We start from the raw sequence: 22,693 nt of genomic DNA, 5'->3' as shown, positions 1-22,693 counted from the left end.
GCCCGCAATCATATTGCACGCCGTCGGATAGGCCGCCAAGCGACGTTTTAACCCAGCGGTACAGTCGGGTTTGGTTAAAAAATGTGCTATATTCCGCGCCCCGTGAAATTCCTGAATAAATCGGTCATCGCCATGCAAGCCGCCAAGCCGCTGTTCGACTATCCAAAATACTGGGCCGAGTGCTTCGGCCCCGCCCCTTTCCTGCCAATGAGCAGGGAGGAGATGGATCAGCTTGGCTGGGATTCCTGCGACATCATCATCGTTACCGGTGATGCCTATGTCGACCACCCGTCGTTCGGGATGGCGATCATTGGCCGTCTGCTGGAGTCCCAGGGCTTCCGTGTGGGCATCATCGCCCAGCCCGACTGGCAGTCCAAAGACGACTTCATGAAGCTCGGCGAGCCCAACCTGTTCTTTGGTGTCGCGGCCGGCAACATGGACTCGATGATCAACCGTTACACCGCGGACAAGAAAATCCGTTCCGACGATGCCTACACGCCTGGCGGTCTGGCGGGCAAGCGCCCGGATCGCGCCAGCCTGGTCTACAGCCAGCGCTGCAAGGAAGCGTACAAGCACGTGCCTATCGTGCTCGGTGGCATCGAGGCCTCGTTGCGCCGCATCGCCCACTACGATTACTGGCAGGACCGGGTGCGCAACTCGATCCTGATCGATGCCAGTGCCGATATCCTGCTGTACGGCAACGCCGAGCGCGCCATCGTCGAGGTCGCCCAGCGCCTGTCCTATGGGCAGAAAGTCGAAGACATCACCGACGTGCGCGGCACCGCGTTCATTCGCCGCGATACGCCGAAAGACTGGTACGAGGTCGATTCCACGCGTATCGACCGTCCGGGCAAGGTCGACAAGATCATCAACCCGTACGTCAACACTCAGGACACCCAGGCCTGCGCCATCGAGCAGGAAAGGGGCAATGTCGAGGATCCCAACGAAGCCAAGGTCGTGCAGATCCTCGCCAGCCCGAAGATGACCCGCGACAAGACGGTGATTCGTCTGCCATCCATGGAGAAGGTACGTAACGACCCGGTGCTTTATGCGCACGCCAACCGTGTGCTGCATCTGGAAACCAACCCGGGCAACGCTCGGGCGCTGGTGCAGAAGCACGGTGAAATCGACGTATGGTTCAACCCGCCACCCATTCCGATGACCACCGAGGAAATGGACTACGTGTTCGGCATGCCCTATGCGCGCGTTCCGCACCCGGCGTACGGCAAGGAGAAGATTCCGGCCTACGACATGATCCGCTTCTCGGTGAACATCATGCGCGGCTGCTTCGGTGGCTGCACCTTCTGCTCGATCACCGAGCACGAGGGGCGCATCATCCAGAACCGCTCGGAAGAATCGATCATTCGTGAGATCGAGGAAATCCGCGACAAGGTGCCTGGATTCACCGGCGTCATTTCCGATCTCGGCGGCCCGACCGCGAACATGTACCGCATCGCCTGCAAGAGCCCGGAAATCGAATCCGCGTGCCGCAAGCCGTCCTGCGTGTTCCCCGGCATCTGCCCGAACCTGAATACCGATCACTCGTCGCTGATCCAGCTCTATCGCAGCGCCCGCGCGTTGCCGGGGGTGAAGAAGATCCTCATCGCTTCGGGCCTGCGTTACGACCTGGCCGTCGAGTCGCCGGAGTACGTCAAGGAGCTGGTCACCCACCACGTGGGTGGTTACTTGAAGATCGCCCCGGAGCATACCGAGGAAGGCCCGCTCAACCAGATGATGAAACCGGGCATCGGCAGCTATGACAAGTTCAAGCGCATGTTCGAGAAGTACTCCAAGGAGGCGGGCAAGGAGCAGTACCTGATTCCTTACTTCATCGCTGCCCACCCCGGCACCACCGATGAAGACATGATGAACCTGGCCCTGTGGCTCAAGGAGCACGGTTTCCGTGCCGACCAGGTGCAGGCGTTCTACCCGTCGCCGATGGCCACCGCCACGGCCATGTACCACTCGGGCAAGAACCCGCTGCGCAAGGTCACCTACAAGAGTGACGGCGTGACCATCGTCAAGAGCGAGGAGCAGCGCCGCCTGCACAAGGCGTTCTTGCGTTATCACGATCCGAAGGGGTGGCCGATGCTGCGTGAGGCGCTGCAGCGCATGGGGCGCGCCGACCTGATCGGTGATGGCAAGCACCACCTGATCCCGACCTATCAGCCGAAGGCCGATGAGTACCAGAGTGCCCGGCGCAAGAATTCCACGCCGGCCGGTAGCAAGAAGGTCGCCGGCAATGGCGGCGGCAAGCCTGCTGGTGGGCGCATCCTCACCCAGCACACCGGCCTGCCACCGCGTGGCAGCGACGGCAGCAAGCCCTGGGACAAGCGCGAGCAGGCCAAGGCGGCTGCCGAGGCACGCAATCAGCAGGCCGCGCGCGAGCGTGCTGGCGCAGGCAAGGGTAAGAAGCCGGTCAAGAAGCCTGCGGTACCGCGTTAAGCGGGTGGGCTTCAAGGCCGTAGCCGCCGTTCAGCGATCCATCGTGCAAGCGCGCCATGCCCGCGAAATCACGGGCATGGCGCGTTCCCGCAAGTGGCAGACGAGCGTCCGCTTTCGTCACTTGCCGCTGACTAGTCGACGCTGAAACGGCAGGTCAGGTAGCGGTTGCTGGCGCCATAGCGCAGGATCGAGAACAGCCGCTTGAAGAGGTACAGCGGGTGGCTGCGGTAGTAAGCCAATACGGCGTTGCCGACGCCTTCCGAGCGGTGCTGGCGGGCCGCTTTCTTGGGCTTCTTGAACAATCCGGAAAACTCCCAGCGCTGGATCTGCTCGAAGCGTTCCCGCGGTTTCAGACCATGGCGGCGGAACAGCGCGAAGAAGCTGCGTGGGCTGAAGTCGTGGAGGTGGTGGGGGTTGCCATCCAGGGTCGGCGTGGTCGGCACCGAGGCGATGATGCGGCCGCCCTTGGCCAGCAGGCTGGCGTAGTTGTCTACCAGGCGAACCGGATCGGGCAGGTGTTCGATGGTTTCCAGGCTGACGATGCTGTCGAAGCCCTCGCTGTCGGCAAAGGTCTCCGCGTTCGCGCAGACGTAGCGCAGGTTGGGTTTCTGGTAGTTGGCCTGGGCGTAGGCGATCGCTTCGGGATCGATATCGATGCCGGTAATCTGCTTGTCCGGGTGCTGTTCGGCCAGCAGTGCACTGCCGTAGCCGCAGCCACAGGCCATATCGAGTACGCGCTGACCCTGCAGCGAGCGGCTGGCGAACTCGTAACGCTGCATATGCAGATCAAGGGTCGCCTGGTCGGCCGCCAGCCTTTCGTCCATTTTCAGCGGGTAGATACGTTCTAGGGTGTGCATGGTGGCCGTCCATGGAGTGAGATCGCGAGAATATAGAGTAGTCGCGATCCCTTGTCCCTATCCGTTCGGTATCAGCCGTAGCGCTTCTTCGCCTCGATGGCCAGCCCGCTGCCGATACTGCCGAAGGTATTGCCTTCAACGTGGCGGGCGTTGGGCAGCAGTGCAGCCACGCTCTGACGCAGCGCCGGTACACCGCTGGAACCGCCGGTGAAGAACACCGTATCGACCTGTTCCAGGCCGACGCCAGCATTGGCGAGCAGCCCGCTAACACTGCCGCGGATGCGTTCGAGCAGCGCGGCGATGCTGTCCTCGAACAGCTCACGGGTCAGCTCGGCGATCAGCCCTGCCTCGATACGCTGCAGGTCGATGGGATGCTGACGCTGCTCGGTCAGGGCGATCTTGCTGTCCTCCACCTGCATGGCCAGCCAGTGGCCGGCGCGCTGCTCGATCAGGCGGAACAGGCGATCGATGCCGGTCGGGTCGACGATGTCGTAGCGCATGTTCTGCAGTGCCCGTTGCGACGCGGCCGAGTAGACCATGTTGATGGTGTGCCAGGTCGCCAGGTTGAGGTGCATGCTGGTGGGCATCGGCGCGTCGCTCTTCATCCGGCTGCCGTAACCGAACAGCGGCATCACCCCTTGCAGGCTGAGTTGCTTGTCGAAGTCGGTCCCGCCGATATGCACACCTCCGGTGGCCAGGATGTCCTCCTGACGCTCGGCCAGCTGACGGCGCTCGGGTGCCAGTCGCACCAGGGAGAAGTCCGAGGTACCGCCGCCGATATCGACGATCAGCACCAGCTCTTCACGCTTGATGGTCGACTCGTAATCGAAGGCTGCGGCGATCGGCTCGTACTGGAAGGAGACGTCCTTGAAGCCCAGCTTCTGTGCCACGGCGGTCAGGGTGTTCTCGGCTTCCTGGTCGGCCAGCGGGTCGTCATCCACGAAGAATACCGGGCGGCCCAGCACCACGGCGTCGAACGGGCGTTCGGCAACCGCTTCGGCGCGTTTCTTCAACTCGCCGATGAAGAAGCCGAGCAGGTCCTTGAACGGCAGCGCGCTGCCCATGACCGCAGTTTCGCTTTTCAGCAGCTTGGAGCCGAGCAGGCTCTTCAGCGAGCGCATCAGACGGCCTTCGTAGCCTTCCAGGTATTCGTGCAGGGCCAGGCGCCCATAGACCGGGCGGCGCTCTTCGAGGTTGAAGAACACCACGGAGGGCAGGGTGATCTTGCCGTCTTCCAGCGGGATCAGCGTTTCGCCGCCCGGGCGCAGCCAGCCAACGGTGGAGTTGGAGGTGCCGAAGTCGATCCCGCAGGCGCGGGCAGGGGTTGAAAAGGACATTGACGCGCGGCTCCTGAAAAAACGGCCGCGTATTCTAGGGGCTGTTGATGCTTCAACGCGAGCCGCGTTGCTGCGAAAAATCTCGCCAAGCTAGGCGGAGGGCGCTGGCAGTGGCTGTTCCCTTGGCAAGTCCTTCAACGATGCATGGCGAGATTTCTCGCGTAACCCGCAGAGCCATAGGTGAAGCGTCAATGGACCCCAGCCGAATGAAGCCGCTGCGCTGCCGCTTCGTCAGGGCAACGGGGGATTTTGTACGCCGTCGCGGCGGATGCGCCATTGGCCCCATTCGAAGCCCAGGACGACGATCAGCGACAGCGCGAACGGCAGCAGCAGATAGAAGCCGCGGAACACGATCAGCGCCGCCAGCACGTCCGGCGCCGGAATTTCCGGCATGGCAGCCAGAAAGCTGACTTCCAGTACGCCCAGGCCGCCCGGGGCGTGGGAGAGCAGTGCCAGGGAGAAGGAGGCCAGGAACACGCCCAGCACCACCATATAGCCGGGGTTGTAGGCCTCGGGCAGTGCGAAGTAGATGATCGCCGCCGCGCAGGCCAGCTCCAGAGGGCCTGCCAGCAACTGACGACCGACGATTCGCAGGCGTGGATACTCGACATGCAGCTTGCCGAACGTCCAGGGTTTGAACTGCAGCCAGGACCCCAGCACGTAGAGACCCACCAGCAGCAGCAGGAAACCGCCAACAGCCACCGATACCAGCGGCGTGACGTCCAGTACACGGTGAATCAGATCCGGCTGCAGCACCAGCACGCAGCCGCTGGCCAGCAATGTGCCGAGCGCAAAGGTGAAGGAGCAGAAGACGATCAGAATGCCGATTTCATGGGGTGTGAGACCCTTGGTGCGATAGGCGCGATAGCGCACTACCGCACCGGAAAACACCGAGGCGCCGATATTATGAGCCAGGGCATAGGTGGTGAACGAGCACAGGGTGATGAACCGCCAGGAGATCTTCTTGCCCAGATGGGCGACGGCGATGCGGTCGTACCAGGCCAGCGCCGAATAGGCGCCGAGGGTGGCGATGGCGGCGAGAATCCAGTTCAGGTGTGGAATCGCCTTGAGGCTACCGGCAATTTCGTCAAGGGAGATATTGCGTACTTCGCGATAGAGCAGGAAGCAGGACGCGACCACGGCGCACAACCCGATCAGCGTCCAGATCAGGTCACTGCGTTTCATCGTGGGCTTGGTACCTTGCAACGGCGATCCCCTGTTTCACGTCTCTATGGACAGTCGGCTCTGCATTCGATGAGCTGTCGCACCCATTGTTCAGAACCTTTCCCAGAGGATGTCCCGGCAGTATGTGGGTGTACAGGGTGCGCAGTATCCCGGAGGTGGGCCGGTTGCTCAACTGGCACCGTTTTTCAGGCCGTTACCGAGTGTGTCCTTTCACCTGCTCAAACCCAGTGTCAGCGCGGCCAGCACGGCATAACGGGTGGTTTTCGCCAGGGTCACGATAAGCACGAAACGCCACAGCGGTTCACGCATGATGCCCGCCACCAGGGTCAGCGGGTCTCCGACCACCGGAAGCCAGCTGAGCAGCAGTGACCAGCGCCCATAGCGCCCGTACCAGCTTTGCGCTTGCTGCAGGCGTTGGTCGCTGACCGGGAACCAGCGGCGACCGCGGAAACGTTCTATATAACGGCCGAGCCACCAGTTGACCAGCGAACCGAGCACATTGCCCCCACTGGCCACCAGCAGCAGTAGCCACACTGGCTGGGCGCCGCCGAGCAGCAGTGCCACCAGCACCGCCTCGGACTGCAAGGGGAGCAGCGTCGCTGCACCGAATGCGCTGGTGAACAGTCCCAGGTAGGCGTAGATGTCCAGCAAGGCGAGGCGTCGTCAGGGCTTCTTGTCCTGCTCGGCATTGGCCATGATCTCTTCCAGCTTGAGGCCGGTCAGACCATGAATGGTGCGCCACAGGTAGTAGAAGATGGCCATCAGCATGATCATCGACGGGATGGCGATCATCGGGTAGCTGAGCAGCGTCATGCGGCCCAGCTCGTCGTTGAAGGCTTCGCTGCCCGCCGGGCTGGTGACGATCCACTTGGCCAGGATGTAGTTCATCGCCGAGGAGAAGAAAAAGGTGCCGCTGAGCCAGTAGGTGGCAAGCATCAGACGCGATTCGAAGCGCTCGGTATGACCGCCCTGTTCCAGGCGATCGTGAATCTTGTCGACGTTGAGCACCGTCTTGTTGAACAGCAGTGTGCGGATCAACGGATAGCGGGTGCGCGTCGACACCAGCACGGCGATGCCGATCAGGCCGGGAATGGCCGCTTCCTTGATCGCCAGCCACTGGTTGTCCAGGTGCAGCAGACCGATGCCGCCGGTGAGGATCACGCTGACCAGGCCGAGCAGGGCGACGAAGTTGAATTTGCGGTACTTGATCAGTTCGAACGCACCCCAGCACAGCGGGAAGGCGAGGGCCAGCACCAGTGCGCCATCCGGGCCCAGGCGAGCTTCGCCGCTGAGCTTCATGAGGATCAGCGAGGGGATCAGAATACTGATCAGCAGATCGATGAACGGGCGAGGTTTGTGTGTCGCGGGGGGCATCTGAGTGATATCGGTCATGTCATTGCGCGCAGGTGGACGAGCCCCGATGATCGCCTGCCTGAGGCTCAGGCGCCAGCCCGAATGTCGGCGCAATCACCACAAAGTCCTTCGGCGTCGTCAGGGGGTTCAAGACAAAGTGAGACAATTTGTCCGCTTGTAGAGGCCAGGGTGCAGTGGTAGCTGAAATTAACCGGGCGCTGCGGTAAAATTGACGGTCATCGCCGTCAGGTTTGCGTCGACAAACCAGTGGTACCGGCTCCGGTACTCGGCCAACTGATTTTATTGAAGCATTTAGGGGATGGCCAAATGGGCCCGTTGCGTCGCTACGGTGTGCTGTTGCTCGTGTCGCTGCTTTGCGCACACGCGAACGCCGGGCTGCGCATCCTTACCGAGCCTGGCCCGCCTACCGCGTTCATGCAGGACGGCGAGCTGCAGGGTTTTGGTGTGGATGTGGTGCGCGAGCTGATTACCCGCACCGGCTCCCAGGCGCAGATCGAGATGATGCCCTGGACGCGTGCCTACACCATCGCCCAGCGTGACCCGGATGTCGCACTGTTCGCCATGATGCGTACGCCGGACCGGGAGAAGCGTTTTCAGTGGGTCGGCCCGATTTTGCACGGCAAGGTGCGGTTCTACTCGCTGAAGTCGCGCAACCTGCAGGTCGACAGCATCGAGGACGTCGCCGCCAGCGGCCCGCTGGCCGTGCCCAAGCAGTGGTACAGCTACGAGGTGTTGAAAGAGCAGGGTTTGCAGAACCTTTATGGCGTACCGACGCCGGAAACCATGGTCACCATCTTTGCCCATGGGCGGGTCAATCTGATCCTGCTGGAGGACATCCTGCTGCGCGACATGCTTGCCCCCGCAGAGCTGGCGCCTGCCGACGTGCAGCCGCAGATGGTGTTCATGGAGTCGTCGTATTACATCGCCTTCTCCCTGGATACCGACCCGGCGATCGTCACTGCCTGGCAGCGCGAGCTGGCGGAAATGCGCCGTGACGGCAGCTTTTCGGCGATTTTCCGCCAGTGGCTGCCCGATGTAGAGCTGCCCGAGGCCCTGCGCTGAGTTGGCGGGATAATTGCTGCTCCCTGGCTGGATCCGCCATGGCCGGTGGCCCGAGACCCCGATTGGCGCGCAGGCAGCCCATGCAGCTGTCGTTCCGCGTCCGTGCCGGTAGCTGCAAGACACGAGAATTCGCTCAACGTGGCCGGAACAAGGCCGCTGGGCACCCGATTCATCTGACGTTTTGGACAATGCCTTATGTCGAACATGCAACGTGCTTCTCACCATGAACTGCGGCGCGCCTTCCGTGCCCTGCTGGCTTCGGACGCCTGCTACCACACCGCGTCGGTCTTCGACCCGATGTCCGCCCGGATCGCTGGTGACCTCGGCTTCGAGGTCGGTATCCTCGGTGGTTCTGTGGCTTCGCTGCAGGTGCTCGCCGCACCTGATTTCGCCCTCATCACCCTCAGCGAATTCGTCGAGCAGGCCACCCGCATCGGTCGCGTATCGAACCTGCCGGTGATCGCCGATGCCGACCACGGCTACGGCAATGCCTTGAACGTGATGCGCACCGTTGTCGAACTGGAGCGTGCCGGCATCTCCGCGCTGACCATCGAAGACACCCTGCTGCCCGCGCAATTCAACCGCAAGTCGACGGACCTGATCAGCGTCGCCGAAGGTGTCGGCAAGGTGCGTGCAGCCCTCGAGGCGCGGGTCGATCGGGAGCTGGCGATCATCGCCCGTACCAACGCCGGCGTGCTCAGCGTCGATGAAGTGATCAAACGCACCGTTGCCTATCAGAAGGCGGGCGCCGATGGCATCTGCATGGTGGGTGTCGAGGACTTCGAGCACCTGGAAAAGATCGCCGAACACCTCAGCGTGCCGTTGATGCTGGTGACCTACGGCAACCCCAAACTGCGTGACAACGCGCGCCTGGCCAAGCTGGGTGTACGTATCGTGGTCAACGGTCATGCCGCCTATTTCGCGGCCATCAAGGCGACCTACGATTGCCTGCGTGAGCAGCGCGAAGCCACTGCCAGTGACCTCAGCGCTTCCGAGCTGTCGCACAAGTACACCCAGCCCGAAGATTACGTGGCCTGGGCCGACGAGTTCATGAACGTCAAGGAATAACCCCGCTTCACCCGCCACGCCGGACAGCGGCCGCGCAACGCGAGCCGATTAGTCCGCCGTCGGCTGCCCCTTGCCAATCGCGTCTGCACGCTCCTATCTTCCGGTCAGCGGTATTCTTTTCGGGAGAGCGATATGGCCACCGGTTGGGCGCAAGACGGCGCCGTGCAGGAACAGATCGACAGCACCATCGAAGACGCCGTGCAGCGCGCGCGCAGTCAGTTACCCACAGGTGAAAGCCTTCGCCACTGCGAAGAATGCGATGCGCCGATTCCCGAAGCGCGACGCAAGGCCGTTCCCGGTGTGCGGCTGTGCGTCAACTGTCAGGCTCAGGCAGACAGCGAGCAGGCCAAGGCCGGTGGCTTCAATCGCCGCGGCAGCAAGGACAGCCAACTGCGCTAGTCAGATGGGGCGAGAGAGGGTCTTGTAGTAGATCGCATTGGCGCGGTACTGGCCGTCCGGGCCGCAGGCATAATCCGGCAGGCCGCCGATACAGGTATAGCCAAGTGCGCGATAGAGATTCTCGGCGTCACTGCCGGCCTCGGTATCAAGGTAGAGCAGACCACGCCGCAAGGCCTTCGCGTGTGCCTCGAGGTGCTGCATCAGTAAACGCGCTATGCCTCGGCGCCGAGCGGCGCTCAGCACCAGCAACTTCTGCACTTCGCCACGATTCAGCCCGTTGGGCTTCAGGCACAGGCTGAGTTGCACCGAACCCAGCAGTTGCCCCTCATCCTCGGCGACCCAGATCGCCAAGGTGCCGCTGCCCAGGCTGTGGCGAACTTCACCGAAGTAGCGATCGGCCTCCTCCCTATCGATACCGGCAAGAAAACCCACCGACGCACCGTTGGCTACGGCATCGAGCAGCAGGGCGATCAGGCCTTGCCGGCAGTCGTCGAAAGCGCTCTGATCGAGCTGGCGGATCTGCACGGTCATGGCGTGCTCCGCTGTGGCGTCAGGATCAACTGCATGAAGGTCAGATCCAGCCAACGGCCAAATTTGCAGCCGACCTGCGGCATCTGCCCGGTGATGGTGAAGCCCAGGCGCTCGTGCAGACGGACCGAAGCACCGTTGCCGCTTTCGATGGCGGCGACCATCACATGTTTGCCTACCTCGCGCGCTCGCTCGACCAGCGCCTGCATCAGCAGCGGGCCGAGGCCCTGGCCGCGCGTGTCATTGCGCACGTAGACGGAATGCTCGACCGTGTTGCAGAAACCTTCGAACGGCCGCCAGTCGCCGAACGACGCGTAACCCAGCACCTCCTCTGCCTCGTTGACCGCCACCAGAATCGGATAGCCCTGAACCGCCCGGGCGTCGAACCAGGCCTGGCGGTTGGCCAGGTCCACGGGACGTTCGTTCCAGATGGCGGTGGTGTTGAGCACGGCATCGTTGTAGATGGCGAGGATTGCGGGCAGGTCGCCGGCAATGGCATCACGGATAACGGCAGGCATGGTGTGTCTCTTGTCGAGTGGGGCCAGTGGATTGGCCCCGGATCAGGTTACTTGTCGCGGTCGACGGCGAACGGCCCCCAGGCCTGACGGCTGGGCATGATTTCCAGGCGGTTGATGTTGATATGGGCGGGCAGGGTGGCAACGTAGAAAATCTGCTCGGCGATATCTTCCGCGCTCAACGGCGTGGTGGTGCTGTACAGCGCATCGGAGGCAGCCTGGTTGCCCTTGGTGCGTACCAGGGTGAACTCGGTTTCAGCCATGCCGGGGGCGATGTCGGTGACGCGTACGCCGGTGGAAACCAGGTCACAGCGCAGGTTGAAGCTGAACTGTTTGACGAACGCCTTGCTGGCGCCATACACGTGGCCACCCGGGTAGGGCCATTCGCCGGCCACCGAGCCGATGTTGATGATGCTGGCACCCTTGCCGGTTTCCAGCAGCTTGGGCAGCACGGCGTGGGTAACGTTGACCAGGCCGGTGATGTTGGTGTCGATCATGGTGTGCCAGTCTTGCAGGGCAACCTTCTGCGCTGCCTCAGGCGCCAGGGCCAGGCCGGCGTTGTTGATCAGCGCATGGATCTTGTCGAACGGTGCAGGCAGGCTGTCGACCAGGGCTTGCACGGCAGTGGCGTCACGCACGTCGAGGGTGGCGATATGCACCGGCACCTTGGCTTCCAGTTCGGCCTTGAGTTCTTCCAGGCGCTCCTGGCGACGGCCGCTGAGTACCAGGCCCCAGCCTGCTTCGGCGAAGCGGCGAGCGGTGGCGCGGCCGAAACCGGAAGTGGCACCGGTGATGAAAACTACCTTGGTCATGTTCTGCCTCTTGTCTGTCGTCAGTGAGAATCGCTGAGCCGGTGCAGGGTTCTGCCGCGTGGCGACTGTCCAGCTCCTGATCGAGTGCCGAGGTAGGCTCGTCGACGCGCATCATCGCCACCGGGAACGCCTGCGGGTTGGCCCGCAGGTGACGACCGCGTGGTGGCGGACGGCAAGGATAACCGCCCTGATCGGGGACGCGTAGATACAGTGACGGGCATTTTCCGCACTGCCTGGTCCTGACGACGGCTCGATGGGGGCACCCGGGCGGGTGTCCAGTCGCCTGCTAGATCGCCACCAGGCCGCGTACGCCATCCGCTTCCATGGTTTCGCCACGCCCCTGCTGGACGATTTCGCCACGGCTCATCACCAGGTACTGGTCGGCCAGTTCGGCAGCGAAATCGTAGAACTGCTCGACCAGCAGAATGGCCATGTCGCCACGGGCGGCGAGCTTCTTGATCACCACGCCGATTTCCTTGATCACCGAGGGCTGGATGCCTTCCGTGGGTTCGTCGAGGATCAGCAAGCGTGGCTGGCTGGCCAGGGCACGGCCGATGGCCAGCTGTTGCTGCTGGCCGCCGGACAGGTCGCCGCCGCGGCGGTGTTTCATTTCCAGCAGCACGGGGAACAGCTCGTAGATGAAGGCCGGAACCTCCTTGGCCTGGCTGCCGGGAAAGCGCGACAGGCCCATCAGCAGGTTTTCCTCGACGGTCAGGCGGCCGAAGATTTCGCGGCCCTGGGGCACGTAGGCGATGCCGGCGTGCACCCGCTGGTGCGGCTTGAAGCCGGTGATCGGCTTGCCTTCCCAACTGACCTGGCCCTGCTTGGCCGGCAGCAGGCCCATCAGGCATTTGAGCAGGGTGGTCTTGCCCACGCCGTTGCGCCCAAGCAGGCAGGTAACCTCGCCGACCTTCACGTCGAAAGACAGGCCGCGCAGGATGTGGCTGCCGCCGTAGTACTGGTGTAGCTGTTGGACTTGCAGCATGGCTTACCCCTTGATCGTTCCCACGCTCTGCGTGAGCAACTCATTTCCCTGTAGGAGCTGGCTTGCCAGCGAAGAGGCCGGCACATCTAGCATCGCCGGCAAGCCGGCTCCTACCCATCATGGTCGTTCCCGCTGTCTGCGGGCGACGACTCAGCGGCCCAGATAAACCTCGATCACCCGTTCGTTGGCCTGCACGGCGTCGAGCGAGCCTTCGGCCAGCACGCGGCCCTGGTGCAGCACGGTGACGTGGTCGGCGATGGTGCCGACGAAGCCCATGTCGTGCTCGACCACCATCAGCGAGTGCTTGCGTGCCAGGGACTTGAACAGCTCGGCGGTGAATTCGGTTTCCGCGTCGGTCATGCCGGCCACGGGTTCGTCGAGCAGCAGTAACTGCGGATCCTGCACCAGCAGCATGCCGATCTCGAGAAACTGCTTCTGGCCATGGGACAGCAAGCCTGCCGGGCGCTGGCGCGAGGCGTCGAGCCGGATGGTGGCGAGCACCTCGTCGATACGGTCGCGCTGCTCGCCGCTGAGTCTGGCGCGCAGGCTGGCCCATACGGACTTGTCGGTCTTCTGTGCCAGTTCGAGGTTTTCGAACACGCTCAGCGCCTCGAAAACCGTTGGCTTCTGGAACTTGCGACCGATCCCGGCCTGGGCGATCTGCACTTCGCTCATCTGCGTCAGGTCGAAGGTTTCGCCGAAGTAGGCGACGCCACTGTTGGGCCGGGTCTTGCCGGTGATCACGTCCATCAGGGTGGTCTTGCCGGCGCCGTTGGGGCCGATGATGCAGCGCAGTTCGCCGACGCCGATGTACAGCGTCAGGTCGGTCAGCGCCTTGAAGCCGTCGAAGGACACGTTGATGTCCTCCAGCGTCAGGATGGTGCCATGGCGCGTGTTCAGGCCACTGCCCGCACTCTGGCCCAGGCCGATGGCGTCGCGGCTGCTGCCTGCCGGGTCGATCAGCATTTCCGGAATCGGTGCACTTCTCATGACTTGTCCCCACGTTTGAGCAGGCCGATTACACCCTTGGGCAGAAACAGGGTGACCACGATGAACAGCGCGCCGAGAGCGAACAGCCAGTACTCGGGGAAGGCCACGGTGAACCAGCTCTTCATGCCGTTGACCAGGCCCGCGCCGAGCAGGGGGCCGATCAGCGTGCCACGCCCGCCGAGCGCTACCCACACGGCGGCCTCGATGGATTGCGTCGGAGCCATTTCGCTGGGGTTGATGATGCCCACCTGAGGCACGTACAGCGCACCGGCCAGGCCGCAGAGCACGGCGCTCAGCACCCAGATGAACAGCTTGTAGCCGCGCGGATCGTAGCCGCAGAACATCAGGCGGTTCTCGGCATCGCGCAGGGCGGTCAGCACCCGGCCGAACTTGCTGCGCGCCAGGCGCCAGCCCAGATACAGGCTGCTGACCAGCAACACGACGGTCAGAAAGAACAGCGTGGCACGGGTGCTCGCTGCGGTGATCTCGAAACCGAGGATGCTGCGGAAGTTGGTGAAGCCGTTGTTGCCGCCAAAGCCGGTCTCGTTGCGAAAGAACAGCAGCATGCCGGCGAAGGTCAGTGCCTGGGTCATGATCGAGAAATACACGCCCTTGATCCGCGAGCGAAAGGCGAAGAACCCGAACACCAGGGCCAGCAGCCCAGGCGCCAGCACCACCAGGCACATGGCCCAGAGGAAGTTGTCGGTGCCGTACCAGTACCAGGGCAACTCGGTCCAGGCGAGGAAGCTCATGAACGCCGGCAGGCCGTCGCCAGCGGCTTCGCGCATCAGGTACATGCCCATGGCATAGCCGCCGAGGGCAAAGAACAGGCCGTGACCGAGGGATAGCAGGCCGGCGTAGCCCCAGACCAGATCGAGCGCCAGGGCGACGATGCAGTAGCAGAGAATCTTGCCGACCAGGGTCAGCGTGTAAGCCGAGACGTGCAGGGCATGCTCACCGGGCAGCAGGTGCAGCAGCGGCATGGCGAGCAGCACGACGAGCACCAGCAGGCCGAGGGCCAGCGACACCTGCGGGCCAAGCTTATGGCTGGCGCGGGCCAGTAGCGTTTGGTTGGCGGCGTTCATTGGTGAATCCCCTGTAAGCCGACCTGTGGGAGCGCGCCATGAGCGCGAACGATGGTGGGGATGCAGTCGCTGGCATGGCCAGCTCCCACAGGGCGCGCCAGGTTGTCCAAGTGCGTGCTGCCGACCTGTGGGAGCGCGCCATGCGCGCGAACGATGGTGGGGATGCAGTCGCTGGCATGGCCAGCTCCCACAGGGCGCGCCAGGTTGTCCAAGTGCGTGCTGCCGACCTGTGGGAGCGCGCCATGCGCGCGAACGATGGTGGGGATGCAGTCGCTGGCATGGCCAGCTCCCACAGGGCGCGCCAGGTTGTCCAAGTGCGTGCTGCCGACCTGTGGGAGCGCGCCATGCGCGCGAACGATGGTGGGGATGCAGCCGCTGACATGGCCAGCTCCCTCAGGGCGCGCTGGGTTGTTCAAGTACGTGCTGCCAGCCTGTGGGAGCGCGCCATGCGCGCGAACGATTGCGGTGACGCAGTCGCTGGCATGGCCAGCTCCCTCAGGGCGCGCCAGGTTGTTCAAGTGCGTGCTGCCGGCCTGTGGGAGCGCGCCATGCGCGCGAACGATGGTGGGGATGCCGCTGGCTTGGCCGCCGCCCACGGTGCAGAAGGTCATGGTGCTCAATCGATCACCCTCCCTTTCAGGGCGAACAAGCCTTGCGGACGTTTCTGAATGAACAGAATGATCAGCGCGAGGATGAGGATCTTGCCGAGCACGGCGCCGATCTGTGGTTCCAGGATCTTGTTGGCGATGCCCAGGCCGAAGGCCGCCATGACGCTGCCGGCCAGTTGGCCGACGCCACCGAGTACCACCACCAGGAAGGAATCGATGATGTAGCTCTGGCCGAGATCCGGGCCGACGTTGCCGATCTGGCTGAGGGCCACGCCGCCCAGGCCGGCGATACCCGAGCCGAGACCGAAGGCCATCATGTCCACTCGGCCGGTGGGTACGCCGCAGCAGGCGGCCATGTTGCGGTTCTGGGTGACGGCGCGCACGTTGAGCCCCAGGCGGGTCTTGTTCAGCAGCAACCAGGTCAGCACCACCACGGCCAGGGCGAAGCCGATGATCACGATGCGGTTGTACGGCAGCACCAGGTTGGGCAGCACCTGGATGCCGCCGGACAGCCAGTAGGGGTTAGCCACCTCGACGTTCTGCGCACCGAACAGCACGCGCACCAGCTGGATCAGGATCAGGCTGATGCCCCAGGTGGCGAGCAGGGTTTCCAGTGGACGGCCGTAGAGGTGACGAATCACCGTGCGCTCCAGCGCCATGCCGATGATGGCGGTCACGCAGAAAGCCACCGGCAGTGCCACCAGCGGGTAAAGCGCCAGGGCTTCGGGAGCGAAGCGCTGGAAGAGGATCTGCACCATGTAGGTGGAATAGGCACCGAGCATCAGCATCTCGCCGTGGGCCATGTTGATCACCCCGAGCAGGCCGAAGGTGATGGCCAGCCCAAGCGCGGCGAGCAACAGAATCGATCCCAGGCTCATGCCACTGAATGCCTGGCCGAGCAGCTCGCCGATCAGCAGCTTGCGCTTGACCTGAGCCAGGCTGGTTTCGGCGGCGGTGCGCACGGCTGCGTCGCTTTCCACGCCGGGCTCCAGCAGATTTTCCAGGCGGGTACGGGCCAGCGGCTCGCCGGTTTCACCGAGCAGGCGCACGGCAGCGAGGCGCACCGCAGGGTTGGCGTCGACCAGTTGCAGGTTGGCCAGGGCCAGGGTCAGGGCGTCGCGAATCACGTCGTCGTCCTCGCGGTCCAGCGTCTGGGCGAGCAGGGGCAACTGTGCCGGCTGGGCGCTCTTCTGCAACTGCACTGCAGCACTCAGCCGCTGTGCCGGCTCTTCGGCAAGCAACTGATGGCTGGCCTGGGCGTTGGCGATCAGGCCACGCAGGCGATTGTTCAGGCGCAATTTGCGCGGGTTGTCCACAGGGGATGCTTCACCCTCGGCAGCCTGGTAGCCGTCGCTGGTTTCGATGAACGCGGTCTTTTCGCTATCCGCAGCCACGCGGCCCTGCTGCAGTGCATCGAGCAGCGGCTGGCGCTTCGGGTCGGGCATGGCGGCCCAACTTTCCAGCAGCTTTGCCTGCTGTGCCGGGCTGGCGGCGACGAAATCGTCGGCCTCGCCCGCCTGAGCGACGAACGGCAGCAGGAGCAGCAGGCCTAGAAATAGTCGGACAAAGGTGTTGTGCATGGGGATGTCCTAGGTTGCCCGATAAAACCGGGGAACGTAGGAGCTGGCTTGCCAGCGATCGCTCTTGAGTAGTGAGTCGCTCTGAAGATCGATCGCCAGCAAGCTGGCTCCTACTGATAGCTGACGCGTCGGATCAGTTCGACTTCACCGGGGTGTCGCTTTTCTTGTCGTTGCCTTCGATGTACGGGCTCCACGGCTGGGCGCGAACCGGGCCGTCGGTTTCCCAGACCACGGAGAACTGACCGTCGTCCTGGACTTCGCCGATCATCACCGGCTTGTGCAGGTGGTGATTCTTCTCGTCCATCTTCAGGGTGAAACCGCTCGGTGCGGCGAACTCCTGGCCGGCCATGGCGGCACGCACCTTGTCGACGTCGGTGGTGCCGGCCTTTTCGACGGCCTGGGCCCACATGTGAATGCCCACGTAGGTGGCTTCCATCGGGTCGTTGGTGACCACGGTGTCGGCGTTCGGCAGCTTCTTGGCCTTGGCGTAGGCTTTCCAGTCGGCGACGAATTTCTCGTTGACCGGGTTCTCCACCGACTGGAAGTAGTTCCATGCGGCCAGGTGGCCGACCAGCGGCTTGGTGTCGATACCGCGCAGTTCTTCTTCACCTACCGAGAAGGCCACCACCGGTACGTCGGTGGCTTCGATACCCTGGTTGGCCAGTTCCTTGTAGAACGGCACGTTGGAGTCACCGTTGACGGTGGAAACCACCGCGGTCTTGCCGCCGGCGGAGAACTTCTTGATGTTGGCGACGATGGTCTGGTAATCGCTGTGGCCGAACGGCGTGTAGACCTCTTCGATGTCCTTGTCCTGAACGCCCTTGCTGTGCAGGAAGGCGCGCAGGATCTTGTTGGTGGTGCGCGGGTAGACGTAGTCGGTGCCGAGCAGGAAGAAACGCTTGGCGGCGCCGCCGTCTTCGCTGAGCAGGTATTCCACCGCCGGGATCGCCTGCTGGTTCGGCGCGGCGCCGGTGTAGAACACGTTCGGCGACATTTCTTCGCCTTCGTACTGCACGGGGTAGAACAGCAGGCCATTGAGTTCTTCATAGACCGGCAGCACCGATTTACGCGATACCGACGTCCAGCAGCCGAAAGTCACCGCGACCTTGTCCTGGGTCAGCAACTGACGGCCACGCTCGGCGAACAGCGGCCAGTTGGAGGCCGGGTCGACCACCACCGCTTCGAGCTGCTTGCCGAGCACACCGCCCTTGGCGTTGATCTCGTCGATGGTCATCAGCGCCATGTCTTTGAGCGAGGTTTCCGAAATGGCCATGGTGCCGGACAGCGAGTGCAGGACGCCGACCTTGATGGTCTCGGCGGCCTGGATGCTCCAGCTCAGGCCCATGGCGACGATGGACGCGGAAAGGGTGAAGGCCTTGATCAGGCTGCGACGTTGCATAGGACGATCTCCATTGACTGACGAGTTTTATGTTGTTGGCAGTGGATCAAGGGACACCACATCAGCCCTGCGCCTGTACGGCCCGCTCGCGGGCGTTGTGCAGCATGTGCAGGGTGATCTTGCGCACTTCCGCCTTGCTGACCTCTATGTGGGTCTTCAGCAACAGCTGTGCTTCTTCGCAACGACGCGACAGGATCGCGCCGAGGATGCGTGCGTGCTCTTCGTAGGTGGCTTCCACCCGAGGCGTTTTGGTGAAGTCCAGGCGACGGACGATACGAATCTTTTCGCTGATTTCGCGGTGCAGGCGAGCCATCTCGCGGTTGCCGGTGGCCTCCACCAGCTGGCAGTGGAAGCGTTCGTCGAGCAGCGACACTTCGCGGCCTTCTGGCGGGCGTTGCTCGGGCGGTGCCGTCCAGATGTGGCGCAGTTCTTCCAATTGTTCTGGCGTTTCACCCGCCGGGCGGTCGCACAGACGCCGAACTGCCGCCAGCTCGAGCACGATGCGCACGTCGTAGAGCTCTTCGAAATGATGGAAGTCGAACGGCTTGACCTGCCAGCCGCTGCGGAAATACACCTCCAGGTAACCCTCGCGCTCCAGGCGATAGAGCGCCTGGCGCACCGGTGTGCGGCTGGCGGCCATGCGCTCGGCCACCTCACCTTCGCTGAAACGATCGCCCGGCAGCAGGCGGAACTCGGAAATGTCGTCCTTGAGCTGCCCGTAGATACGCTCTGCGAGGTTCTCCGGACGCTCCTTGCCGCGCTTGATCGGGTCGACCAGTTGCATGTCAGGCCGCCTCGCTCGGGTCGAGGATCAGCAGCACGTCGCCCGGGGTGACCGCCTTGCCCGGCTGGCAGCGCACGGCCTTGACCGTTCCCGCTGCCGGCGCGAGCACGGCCAGCTCCATCTTCATCGCCTCGACCACCAGCAACGGCGTACCGGCTTCGACATACTGGCCAGGCTCGACCAGTACCTTCCAGACGCTGCCGCACATGTCGGCGCTGACCACCTGACCATCGACGGCTTCGTCCTCCTCGCTGCTGGCAACGGGCGCGGCGTGGCTGTCGGCGTCGTCGTCGCGCCACAGCTGCACTTCGGCGTTGAAGGCCTGCTTCTGCAGTTTCTGGAAGCTGGCGATGCTGCTGGCGTTGTCGGCCAGGAAGCGCTGGTATTCGGCGAAATCGAAGGTGCTCTGCTCGATACGGATTTGCGCGCGGCCTTCACGGAAGGCGTCGCGGAATTCATCCAGCTCGGCTTCGCTGACCGGGTAGAAACGCACCTGATCGAAGAAGTGCAGCAGCCACGGCTGGCCGTTGGCGAACTGGGGGTTCTTCACGAACTTGTTCCAGATCGGCAGGGTACGGCCGACCAGCTGGTAGCCGCCGGGCGAGTCCATGCCGTAGATGCACATGTACATGCCGCCGATACCCACGGTGCCTTCGGCGGTGTAGGTACGTGCCGGGTTGTACTTGGAGCTGAGCAGCCGGTGGCGCGGGTCGAGCGGCACGGCGCAGGGCGCGTCGAGGTAGACGTCGCCGAGGCCGAGGATCAGGTAGCTGGCCTCGAAGAGGATGTCGCGCACGTCCTCGCGGCTGGCCAGGCCATTGGCGCGCTGGATGAAGTCGACGTTGTTCGGCAGCCACGGGGCCTGGCTGCGCACGGTCTCGCTGTAACGGGTGACGGCAGCGAGGGTGGCGCTGTCTTCGAAGGCCATCGGCAGGTGAACGATGCGGGTCGGCACCTTGAGCGTGCTGACATCACCCAGCTCGCGCTCGAGGCGCAGCAGGTGATCGAGCAGCGCCTGTTGATGCAGTACGCGGCTGTCGTAACGCAGTTGCAACGAGCGGACGCCCGGCGCCAGCTCTTCCAGACCGGTGAGCGGAGTCGCCTTGAGCGCTTCCATCAGCAGGTGCACACGCAGACGCAGCGCCAGGTCGAGCACGTTGTCGCCGTATTCGAGCAGGATGTAGGCATCGCCAGCCTGGCGGTAGACCGCGCGCGGGCGGCTGCCATCGGCTGGCAGCTCGGCCAGCACGGTGGCCGATACGGTGTCGCCCGGCTGCAGGCTGGGCGCCGGCAACTGTAAGGCGCTGACCGCGCTGAGCCGTTCGAGGCTGCCCAGTTGCGCCTGCTCCAGCGCCTGAGCCTGCTCGAAGCTGATCGGATGAAAACGCAGGGTGTCGCCTGGCTTGACCTGGCCGACTTTCCACAGCTCGGCCTTGGCGATGGTCACCGGGCAGACGAAACCGCCAAGGCTCGGGCCGTCCTTGGTGAGAATCACCGGGAAGTCGCCGGTGAAGTTGATCGCGCCGATGGCGTATTCGCAGTCATGCACGTTGGACGGATGCAGGCCGGCTTCGCCGCCGTCGGCGCGGGTCCAGCTCGGCTTCGGCCCGGAGAGGCGCACGCCCAGGCGGTTGGAGTTGTAGTGCACCTGCCAGTCGGCGGCGAAGAACTGCTCGATCGTTTCGAGCGTGAAGAAGTCCGGCGCACCGTGGGGGCCATAGAGCACACCGATGTTCCAGGTCGTGCCGTACTCGGGAACCAGACTGGTATCCAGCGCCTGGGGCTCGCTGACCGGCGCCGGCGTGGTGCAGGCGGGCAAGTCCTGGGAGATGGCCAGCATGTCGGCGGTGCGCAGGGTGCGCCCGGCATGGCCGCCGAATTCGCCGAGGGCGAAGGTCGAGCGGCTGCCCAGGTACACGGGCACATCGAAGCCGCCGCGCACGGCGAGGTAAGTACGGCAGCCACTTTGCGCGCGGCCGAGCTTGAGCACTTGACCTGCCTTGATGGCGATTGGCGCCCAATAGGGCACGCTCTCACCATCCAGCTCGGCCGGGCAGTCAGCACCGGCCAGGGCGATCAGCGCATCGCTGTGGAAGCGCAGGCTCGGGCCCTGCAGGGTGAACTCCAGCCCGGCAGCGCTCTGGTGGTTGCCGACGATGCGGTTGGCCAGGCGGAACGCGTAGTCGTCCATCGGCCCGGATGGCGGTACGCCGATGTCCCAGTAGCCGAGGCGACCGGGGAAATCCTGCACGCTGCTGTAAGTGCCGGGCTCCAGCACTTCGACCACCTGCGCCGCGTAGCTGAAGGTGTCGAGCAGGCGGGTCCAGATCTGTGCGGCGTGGAAGCGCGGCTCGGCAACTACCTGGCGCAGGTAGTCGAGGTTGCTGGCGATACCGTGCAGACGGGTTTCGCCCAGCGCTTTCTGTAGCTTGGCAATGGCCTCGTCGCGCGTGGCGGCGTGGACGATCAGTTTGGCGATCATCGGGTCGTAGAAGGCCGACACTTCGCTACCGGTACTGACCCAGCCATCGACACGGACGTCGTCCGGGAAGTGCACGTCGGTCAGCACGCCCGGGCTGGGCTGGAAGTTCTTCAGCGGGTCTTCGGCATAGATGCGCACTTCGATGGCCGCACCTTGCGGGGCGCGGCTCAGAGCGACCCAGTCCAGCTCGTCGCCTGCGGCCACGCGCAGCATGCACTCGATGAGATCCAGGCCGGTGACCATCTCGGTCACCGGGTGCTCGACCTGCAGGCGGGTGTTCACTTCGAGAAAGTAGAAATCGTCGCGAGCGGCGTCGTAGATGAACTCCACGGTGCCGGCACTGCGGTAGCTCACCGACTCGCCCAGCTCGACAGCAGCGGCATGCAGGCGCTCGCGGGTGGCTTGCGGCAGGTTCGGTGCCGGGGTTTCCTCGACCACCTTCTGGTTGCGCCGCTGCAGCGAGCAGTCGCGCTCTCCCAGGGCTGCCACGCGGCCTTTGCCATCACCGAATATCTGCACTTCGACATGACGCGCCTGGTCGACGAAGCGCTCGAGGAATACCCCCGAATCACTGAAGAACTGCTCGCCCATGCGCTTGACACCGTCATAGGCGCTGGCCAGGGCCACGGCGTCGGCGCAGCGGGTCAGGCCGATACCGCCGCCGCCCGCGGTGGTCTTGAGCATCACCGGGTAGCCGATGCCTTCGGCGGCCGCCAGGGCTTCGTCGAGGCTCTGCAGCAGGCCGGTGCCGGGCGCCATCGGCACCTGCGCGTCGGCGGCCAGCTCGCGAGCCCGGTGCTTGAGGCCGAACTCGCGGATCTGCGTCGGCGTCGGGCCGACGAAGGCGATGCCCGCGTTTTCACAGGCCTCGGCGAATTCGGCGCTTTCCGAGAGGAAGCCATAACCGGGATAGATCGCCTGGGCGCCAGTTTCCTTGGCGGCAGCGAGAATCTTGTCGATACGCAGGTAGCTGTCGGCGGCCTTGTCACCGCCCAGCGCCACGGCCACGTCGGCATCACGTACATGCTGGGCATTGCGGTCGGCGTCCGAATACACCGCCACGCTCTTCACGCCGAGACGCTTGAGGGTGCGGATGGCGCGGACGGCGATCTCGCCACGGTTGGCGATCAGGACTGTTTCAAACATGGTGGTTCTCCGTGGCGAGATCGCCGTGACGGGCTGCGCCCGCCCGGCACTT

The 22,693-nt window shown here is 63.9% G+C and carries 20 protein-coding genes; 5 read left to right on the top strand and 15 right to left on the bottom strand.

Going from position 1 to position 22,693, the window contains the following annotated elements; all coding sequences use genetic code 11:
* Nucleotides 1-132: 132 nt before the first annotated feature.
* Nucleotides 133-2,445, top strand: a complete 2,313-nt coding sequence (locus FHR27_RS18720) for a YgiQ family radical SAM protein (protein ID WP_042553855.1) — start codon at nt 133-135, stop codon at nt 2,443-2,445.
* A 131-nt stretch (nt 2,446-2,576) separates the two neighbouring features.
* Here FHR27_RS18720 and FHR27_RS18715 read toward each other — a convergent pair whose 3' ends face one another.
* The 5 genes from FHR27_RS18715 to FHR27_RS18695 all read right to left on the bottom strand — a co-directional run bounded on the left by FHR27_RS18715 (nt 2,577) and on the right by FHR27_RS18695 (nt 7,216).
* Nucleotides 2,577-3,302, bottom strand: a complete 726-nt coding sequence (locus tag FHR27_RS18715; protein WP_179539274.1) for a class I SAM-dependent methyltransferase — start codon at nt 3,300-3,302, stop codon at nt 2,577-2,579.
* 71 nt (nt 3,303-3,373) lie between these two features.
* A complete protein-coding gene (locus FHR27_RS18710; RefSeq protein ID WP_179539273.1) occupies nt 3,374-4,639 on the bottom strand; it encodes an Hsp70 family protein in 1,266 nt (421 codons plus the stop codon).
* A gap of 231 nt (nt 4,640-4,870) precedes the next feature.
* Entirely contained in the window at nt 4,871-5,824 is a 954-nt protein-coding gene (locus FHR27_RS18705; RefSeq protein ID WP_042553842.1) for a lysylphosphatidylglycerol synthase transmembrane domain-containing protein, read from the bottom strand.
* Nucleotides 5,825-6,034: 210 nt separating this feature from the next.
* On the bottom strand, nt 6,035-6,475 hold the full coding sequence (locus FHR27_RS18700; RefSeq protein ID WP_179539272.1) for a YqaA family protein: 441 nt from the start codon (nt 6,473-6,475) through the stop codon (nt 6,035-6,037).
* A 12-nt stretch (nt 6,476-6,487) separates the two neighbouring features.
* Complete coding sequence (locus FHR27_RS18695) at nt 6,488-7,216, bottom strand: VC0807 family protein (RefSeq protein WP_179539271.1); 729 nt, start codon at nt 7,214-7,216, stop codon at nt 6,488-6,490.
* Nucleotides 7,217-7,504: 288 nt separating this feature from the next.
* Here FHR27_RS18695 and FHR27_RS18690 point away from each other — a divergent pair, with 288 nt between their 5' ends.
* From FHR27_RS18690 to FHR27_RS18680, 3 genes are all read left to right on the top strand, one after another.
* Nucleotides 7,505-8,260, top strand: a complete 756-nt coding sequence (locus FHR27_RS18690; RefSeq protein ID WP_042553845.1) for a substrate-binding periplasmic protein — start codon at nt 7,505-7,507, stop codon at nt 8,258-8,260.
* A gap of 204 nt (nt 8,261-8,464) precedes the next feature.
* A complete protein-coding gene (locus FHR27_RS18685) occupies nt 8,465-9,328 on the top strand; it encodes an isocitrate lyase/PEP mutase family protein (RefSeq protein WP_042553856.1) in 864 nt (287 codons plus the stop codon).
* A 132-nt stretch (nt 9,329-9,460) separates the two neighbouring features.
* The gene (locus FHR27_RS18680) at nt 9,461-9,727 is read left to right on the top strand and encodes a DksA/TraR family C4-type zinc finger protein (protein ID WP_042553846.1); all 267 of its coding nucleotides are present in this window, start codon (nt 9,461-9,463) and stop codon (nt 9,725-9,727) included.
* On the opposite strand, the gene FHR27_RS18675 is transcribed toward FHR27_RS18680, so the two are convergent.
* The 6 genes from FHR27_RS18675 to urtC all read right to left on the bottom strand — a co-directional run bounded on the left by FHR27_RS18675 (nt 9,728) and on the right by urtC (nt 14,642).
* The gene (locus FHR27_RS18675) at nt 9,728-10,258 is read right to left on the bottom strand and encodes a GNAT family N-acetyltransferase (protein WP_179539270.1); all 531 of its coding nucleotides are present in this window, start codon (nt 10,256-10,258) and stop codon (nt 9,728-9,730) included.
* Nucleotides 10,255-10,773, bottom strand: a complete 519-nt coding sequence (locus FHR27_RS18670) for a GNAT family N-acetyltransferase (protein ID WP_179539269.1) — start codon at nt 10,771-10,773, stop codon at nt 10,255-10,257. The genes FHR27_RS18675 and FHR27_RS18670 overlap by 4 nt, the downstream gene beginning before the upstream one ends.
* 47 nt (nt 10,774-10,820) lie before the next feature.
* Nucleotides 10,821-11,582: an SDR family NAD(P)-dependent oxidoreductase gene (locus FHR27_RS18665; protein WP_042553849.1), complete on the bottom strand. Its 762-nt coding sequence runs from the start codon at nt 11,580-11,582 to the stop codon at nt 10,821-10,823.
* Between the two features lie 286 nt (nt 11,583-11,868).
* Nucleotides 11,869-12,567 (bottom strand): urea ABC transporter ATP-binding subunit UrtE, encoded by a 699-nt coding sequence (gene urtE, locus FHR27_RS18660; protein ID WP_179539268.1) that lies wholly within the window; start codon nt 12,565-12,567, stop codon nt 11,869-11,871.
* A gap of 150 nt (nt 12,568-12,717) precedes the next feature.
* Nucleotides 12,718-13,557, bottom strand: a complete 840-nt coding sequence (urtD, locus tag FHR27_RS18655) for an urea ABC transporter ATP-binding protein UrtD (RefSeq protein WP_042553851.1) — start codon at nt 13,555-13,557, stop codon at nt 12,718-12,720.
* Nucleotides 13,554-14,642 carry an urea ABC transporter permease subunit UrtC gene (gene urtC / locus FHR27_RS18650; protein WP_179539267.1) on the bottom strand — a complete coding sequence of 363 codons (1,089 nt, stop codon included), beginning with the start codon at nt 14,640-14,642 and terminating at the stop codon, nt 13,554-13,556. The genes urtD and urtC overlap by 4 nt, the downstream gene beginning before the upstream one ends.
* A 38-nt stretch (nt 14,643-14,680) precedes the next feature.
* On the opposite strand from urtC, the gene FHR27_RS18645 reads away from it, so the two are divergent.
* On the top strand, nt 14,681-15,310 hold the full coding sequence (locus FHR27_RS18645; protein ID WP_179539266.1) for a hypothetical protein: 630 nt from the start codon (nt 14,681-14,683) through the stop codon (nt 15,308-15,310).
* Here FHR27_RS18645 and urtB read toward each other — a convergent pair.
* From urtB to uca, 4 genes are all read right to left on the bottom strand, one after another.
* On the bottom strand, nt 15,259-16,830 hold the full coding sequence (urtB, locus tag FHR27_RS18640; protein ID WP_179539265.1) for an urea ABC transporter permease subunit UrtB: 1,572 nt from the start codon (nt 16,828-16,830) through the stop codon (nt 15,259-15,261). The two genes, FHR27_RS18645 and urtB, sit on opposite strands and share 52 nt — an antisense overlap.
* A gap of 133 nt (nt 16,831-16,963) precedes the next feature.
* Nucleotides 16,964-18,229 carry an urea ABC transporter substrate-binding protein gene (gene urtA, locus FHR27_RS18635; protein ID WP_042555069.1) on the bottom strand — a complete coding sequence of 422 codons (1,266 nt, stop codon included), beginning with the start codon at nt 18,227-18,229 and terminating at the stop codon, nt 16,964-16,966.
* A 61-nt stretch (nt 18,230-18,290) separates the two neighbouring features.
* Complete coding sequence (locus tag FHR27_RS18630; RefSeq protein ID WP_042555070.1) at nt 18,291-19,013, bottom strand: GntR family transcriptional regulator; 723 nt, start codon at nt 19,011-19,013, stop codon at nt 18,291-18,293.
* Nucleotide 19,014: 1 nt separating this feature from the next.
* Nucleotides 19,015-22,641: an urea carboxylase gene (uca, locus tag FHR27_RS18625; protein ID WP_179539264.1), complete on the bottom strand. Its 3,627-nt coding sequence runs from the start codon at nt 22,639-22,641 to the stop codon at nt 19,015-19,017.
* Nucleotides 22,642-22,693 lie beyond the last annotated feature (52 nt).

This window comes from Pseudomonas flavescens (genome assembly GCF_013408425.1).
In the GTDB taxonomy this organism is placed as follows: domain Bacteria; phylum Pseudomonadota; class Gammaproteobacteria; order Pseudomonadales; family Pseudomonadaceae; genus Aquipseudomonas; species Aquipseudomonas fulva_A.
This window is presented reverse-complemented; position numbering and strand designations above follow the sequence as displayed.